This window comes from Streptomyces murinus (assembly GCF_002154555.1).
In the GTDB taxonomy this organism is placed as follows: domain Bacteria; phylum Actinomycetota; class Actinomycetes; order Streptomycetales; family Streptomycetaceae; genus Streptomyces; species Streptomyces murinus.
This window is the reverse complement of the sequence record NZ_MUNF01000133.1, coordinates 1-4,783: the sequence shown is the minus strand read 5'-3', so window position 1 is coordinate 4,783 and position 4,783 is coordinate 1. Positions and strand designations below refer to the sequence as shown.

The window sequence follows — 4,783 nt, the reverse complement described above, 5'->3', positions numbered from 1 at the left end:
CGACCTAGGGGCGGGATAGGGGTGTGGCCGTCAAACACCCCCTCGTACGGTCGGAACAACGGACCACTCGAAGACCTGTTCCTTGAGTAATCATCCTGGAGAAACACGTGGGAACAGCCACCGCCCCGGGGCGGGAAAACGTCAGCAGCAATCAAACCCCTATCTACGTCCTCTTCGACGCGGAAACCGTCGAATCCCCCGAGAAACTGACCCGCGATCACTTCGTCCGGCTCGCCGCCGGCACCCTGGGCGCCGTCGTCGTGCGCAACTTCGCCTCCGCCGAGGAGAACGCGGGGGTCCTGCGCGGTCTCGACACCTGCCCCATGGGCTCCTACGACGAGGAGATCGTCGTACCCCGGATCCCCAAGCTGGGCCCGGCCGCGTACGACCACTACGACGCCCACGGGCTGGGCGGCGCCTACTGGCAGGACGCCGAGGAGTCCGCGCGCCACCGCTCCGTCCTGCTCGACGGCGGCGACCCGGTGCGGCCGGCCGTGGACCGCATCCACCGTGCCTGGGGCGGCGCGATGCGCCCCGCCACCGCGGACGGCCGCGAGATGTACGCCGGGATGATCCGCGAGACCACCGGCGGCATGAAGATGCACTGGGACGAGATCGGCCGTGAGATGCCCGGCACCCTCGACGAGCCGGTCATCGCGCAGCTCGGCTTCAACTGGTACCTGTCCATGCCCGCGGCGGGCGGCTCCACCAAGATCTTCCGCCGCCGCTGGCTGCCGGGCGACGAGGCCTACCGCGACGGCTACGGCTACGCCGAGGAACTCGCCGAGCGCGAGCCCGGCGTCGTGGTCACCCCCCGCGCCGGCGACGCGGTGTTCTTCGACCCCCGCAACTACCACACGGTGCGCGGCAACGAGGGCCCCGGCCGCCGGGTCGCCCTGTCGTTCTTCCTCGGCCTCACCGCCGACGGCACGCTCACCTACTGGTCCTGACATGACCGGACGGCGCACAGCGGTGGTCAGCGGCGGCACCCGGGGTCTCGGGCTGGCCCTCAGTCTGCGCCTCGCCCGTCTCGGCCACCACGTCTACGCCCTCTACCGCGGAGACAAGGCCGCCGCCGACGAGGCGGCGGCCGCCGGCCGCGGCCGGATCGAGCCGGTACGCCTGGACGTGGCCCGGCCCGAGCAGGTGCGGGCAGGTTGTGAGCGGATCCTCGCCGCGGGCGGCGCCCCCGAGGTGCTCGTCAACAACGCGGGCGTCAACCGCGACCGGCCCTTCCTCGACCTTGAGGACGAGGACTGGGAGGAGGTCCTCGCGGTCAACCTGTCCGGCCCGTTCCGGCTCACCCGGGCGCTGGCCCCCGCGATGCTCGCCGCGGGCGGTGGCACCGTCGTCAACGTGGGTGCCACCACCGCGATCCGGCCCCGTGCGAACGGCGCGAACTACTGCGCCGCCAAGGCCGGACTGCTGCAACTGACCAAGTGCCTGGCACTGGAACTGGCCCCGACCGTGCGGGTCAACGCCCTGATCCCCGGTTTCACCGACACCCCCGAGGTCGTGGAGCGCTACCGCCTCGACGATCCGGGTCGGCGCGCGGAGATCCTGCGCACGATCCCCGCCGGGCGCATCGGCACCCCACAGGACGTCGCCGATGCCCTGGAATTCCTGGTGACCGCCACGAGCGGCTATGTCACCGGCCAGCAGATCATCGTGGACGGCGGGAATTTCATGGGATAGCCGCCCCTCCCCGAGTTCCCTGAAACGGCCCGCCCGCTCACCTCGCCAAAGAATTCCGCCAATGCTCGGAGAGGATTTCCATGCGTCTGACCCAGGAACAGACAGACCGCTATCACGAGGACGGATTCCTGCTGCTGGATTCCCTCTTCTCGGCCGATGAGACCGCGGTGCTCGGCGCGGCGTTCGAACGGGACGCTGCGGTCCCCGGCCCGCAGCGTGTCGTCGAGGAGGACGGCGAGCGGGTCCGCGCCGTCTATGCCTCCCACCAGCGCCAGCCGGAGTACGCCGGACTGATCCGCGACCCCCGGCTGCTCGTCCCGGCGCACCAACTGCTCGCCGAGGATGTCTACCTCTACCAGCTGAAGATCAACGCCAAGCCGGCCTTCGGCGGTGAGAAGTGGGCCTGGCACCAGGACTACGCGGCCTGGCGCATCGCCGACAACCTGCCCGCCCCCCGCCAGGTCAACGTGGCCATCTTCCTCGACGACGTCGACGAGTTCAACGGCCCGGTCATCTTCCTGCCCGGCTCGCACCGCTCCGGACTCGTCCAGTCCGGCCGGCACGCCACCCGCTCGGAGCAGCACCTCGACCCGGACGACATCTCCCTCACCCCCGAGCAGCTGGCCGGCCTGGTCGCCGAGCGCGGCATGGTCAGCCCCAAGGGCCCGGCCGGCTCGGTGGTGCTGTTCTCCTCCGAGATCGTGCACGGCTCGGCCCCCAACATGTCGCCGTCGCCGCGCCGGCTCGCCATCATGACGTACAACTCCACCGCCAACCTGCCTAGCTGGTCGGGCGAGCCGCGCCCCGAGTACGTGGTCGGCCGGGACACCGAGCCGCTGGTCCCGCTGGCCGCCGGCTTCCTCGACGCCCTTGAGGGGGCCCTCGTATGAGCAAGGTCGGGGACAAGGCCCGCGCGGTCGTGCTGGAGCGCTTCCGGGAACCGCTGCGGCTGCGGGAGTTCGAGGTCCCGGAGCCACCCGCGGGCGGCATGCTCGTCAGCTGCCGGCACGGCGGGATCTGCGGCACCGATCTGCACCTCCAGCAGGGCCACCTCGCCATCCCCACCCCGCTGGTCCTCGGCCACGAAGGACTGGGCACCGTCGAGGAGTTCGGGCCCGGCACCCCGCACCGGGACGCCGCCGGCGCCGAACTGCGCGCGGGCGACACGGTGATGTGGGCGTCCTCCATCGCCTGCGGCACCTGTGTGCCCTGCCGGCTCCACCGTGAGCCGACGCTGTGCGAGAACCGGCGCACCTACGGCGTCAACCGCGCCCTCGCCGACGGCTCTTCGCTCGCCGGCGCCTGGGCCGAGGCGATCGTGCTGCACGAGGGCGCCACCGTGGTGCGGCTCGACGACGGTGTCGACCCGCTCGCCGCCATGGCCTTCGCCTGCGCCGGACCCACCGTGGTGCACGCCCTGTACGAGCGGCGCCCGGTGCGGCTCGGTGAGACCGTCGTGGTCCAGGGCGCGGGCCCGGTCGGCCTGGCCGCCGCCGCGCTCGCCCAGCTGGCCGGCGCCGCCAAGGTGATCGTGGTCGGCGGCCCGGCGGGCCGGCTCGCCCTCGCGGCCGGGGCCGGCATCGGCGATGTGCACATCGACATCACCGGGCCCGGCGGGGTCGAGGCCGCGCTGGAGCGGGTGCTCGCCGAGACCGGCGGGCGGGGCGCGGACCTGGTGATCGAGTGCGCGGGCGTGCCCGCGGCCGTCGCCCAGGGTCTGACGCTGGCCCGGCGCGGCGGCTCGTACCTGATCATCGGCCAGTACACGGATGCCGGGGACACCCTGCTCAACCCGCACCAGATCGTGTACCGGCAGCTGGACGTGGTGGGCTCCTGGGCGTTCACCGGCGCCCATCTCACCGAGTACGTCCGGCTGTTGCCGGCCCTCACCGCCCGCTTCGACCTGGGCGCGCTGGTCACCTCCTTCCCGCTGGCCGAGCACGAGGCGGCCCTGAGCGCCGTCGCAGGACAGTCGGTGCTGAAGGCGGTCCTGTCCAGCTGACCGGACCTCCGTCGCCCGGTACCACCCGCGCACCCATCACCACAGCCAAGCCCACGACAGCCAAGGGGACACGAGTTCAGATGCGTACAGGAGAGGGGACCACGCCCCCCGGGCACGGCGTCGAGGACGAGGCCGTCGCCGTCGTGGGCATGGCCTGCCGGGTCGCGGGCGCCGACTCGCCGGAGGAGTTCTGGCGACTGCTGGCGAGCGGCACGGACGCGGTCGGCCGTGACGAGGCGACCGGGCGCCGGGCCGGCCGGATCGCGCACAAGGACCGGTTCGACGCGGCGTTCTTCGGTATCTCCCCGCGCGAGGCCGCCGCCATGGACCCGCAGCAGCGGCTGATGCTCGAACTCGCCTGGGAGGCGCTGGAAGAGGCCCGGATCGTCCCGGCCACCCTGCGTGCCACCCCCACGGGCGTCTTCGCCGGGGTCATCAACGACGACTACGCCACCCTGGTGCGGCGCACCGGCCCGGCCGCCGTCTCCGGCCTGACCGCCACCGGTCTGCACCGCGGCATGGTCGCCAACCGCGTCTCCTACCTGCTGGGCCTGCGCGGCCCCAGCCTGACCGTCGACTGCGCCCAGTCCTCCTCGCTGGTCGCGGTCCACCTGGCCTGCGAGAGCCTGCGGCGCGGCGAGTCCGGCCTGGCCCTGGCCGCCGGCGTCAACCTGATCCTCGCCGAGGAGAGCACCCTCGGCATGGAACGCATGGGCGCCCTGTCCCCGGACGGCCGCTGCCGCACCTTCGACGCCGGCGCCGACGGCTACGTCCGCGGGGAGGGCGGGGCCGTCGTCGTCCTCAAGCGGCTCGCCGACGCCCTCGCCGACGGCGACCGTGTGCACGCGGTCATCCGCGGCGGCGCCGTCAACAACGACGGCGCCGCCGCGGATGACCGCGTGCACACGGTCGCCGTCGGCGAGGGCGTCGGCGAGCCGCTTGAGGACGACGACGGCCCCGCCCTCCCCGCGGACGTAGCCGTCGGCGCCGGCGTCGAAGGTGCGGCAGCGGCCGTCCGGGGACAGGGCGCCCATGCGTTCCATGCCGAGGGTGCTCTCCTCGGCGAGGATCAGGTTGACGCCGGCG

General features: G+C 72.9%; 4 protein-coding genes and 2 pseudogenes. 5 read left to right on the top strand and 1 reads right to left on the bottom strand.

From position 1 onward, the window contains the following. The first annotated feature begins 107 nt into the window (after window positions 1–107). The 5 genes and pseudogenes from CCN72_RS10180 to CCN72_RS10160 all read left to right on the top strand — a co-directional run. Complete coding sequence (locus CCN72_RS10180) at window positions 108–950, top strand: 2OG-Fe(II) oxygenase family protein (protein ID WP_086807228.1); 843 nt, start codon at window positions 108–110, stop codon at window positions 948–950. A 1-nt stretch (window position 951) separates the two neighbouring features. After that, window positions 952–1,695 carry an SDR family NAD(P)-dependent oxidoreductase gene (locus tag CCN72_RS10175; protein ID WP_086807227.1) on the top strand — a complete coding sequence of 248 codons (744 nt, stop codon included), beginning with the start codon at window positions 952–954 and terminating at the stop codon, window positions 1,693–1,695. Window positions 1,696–1,775: 80 nt separating this feature from the next. Continuing rightward, a complete protein-coding gene (locus CCN72_RS10170; RefSeq protein WP_086807226.1) occupies window positions 1,776–2,585 on the top strand; it encodes a phytanoyl-CoA dioxygenase family protein in 810 nt (269 codons plus the stop codon). Beyond that, window positions 2,582–3,697 carry a zinc-binding dehydrogenase gene (locus tag CCN72_RS10165; protein ID WP_086807225.1) on the top strand — a complete coding sequence of 372 codons (1,116 nt, stop codon included), beginning with the start codon at window positions 2,582–2,584 and terminating at the stop codon, window positions 3,695–3,697. The genes CCN72_RS10170 and CCN72_RS10165 overlap by 4 nt, the downstream gene beginning before the upstream one ends. Window positions 3,698–3,777: 80 nt before the next feature. Continuing rightward, window positions 3,778–4,581 (top strand): annotated as a pseudogene (locus tag CCN72_RS10160) (beta-ketoacyl [acyl carrier protein] synthase domain-containing protein); the annotation flags it as partial. Window positions 4,582–4,680: 99 nt separating this feature from the next. Here CCN72_RS10160 and CCN72_RS41380 read toward each other — a convergent pair. Beyond that, window positions 4,681–4,731, bottom strand: a pseudogene (locus CCN72_RS41380) (hypothetical protein); the annotation flags it as partial. Window positions 4,732–4,783 lie beyond the last annotated feature (52 nt).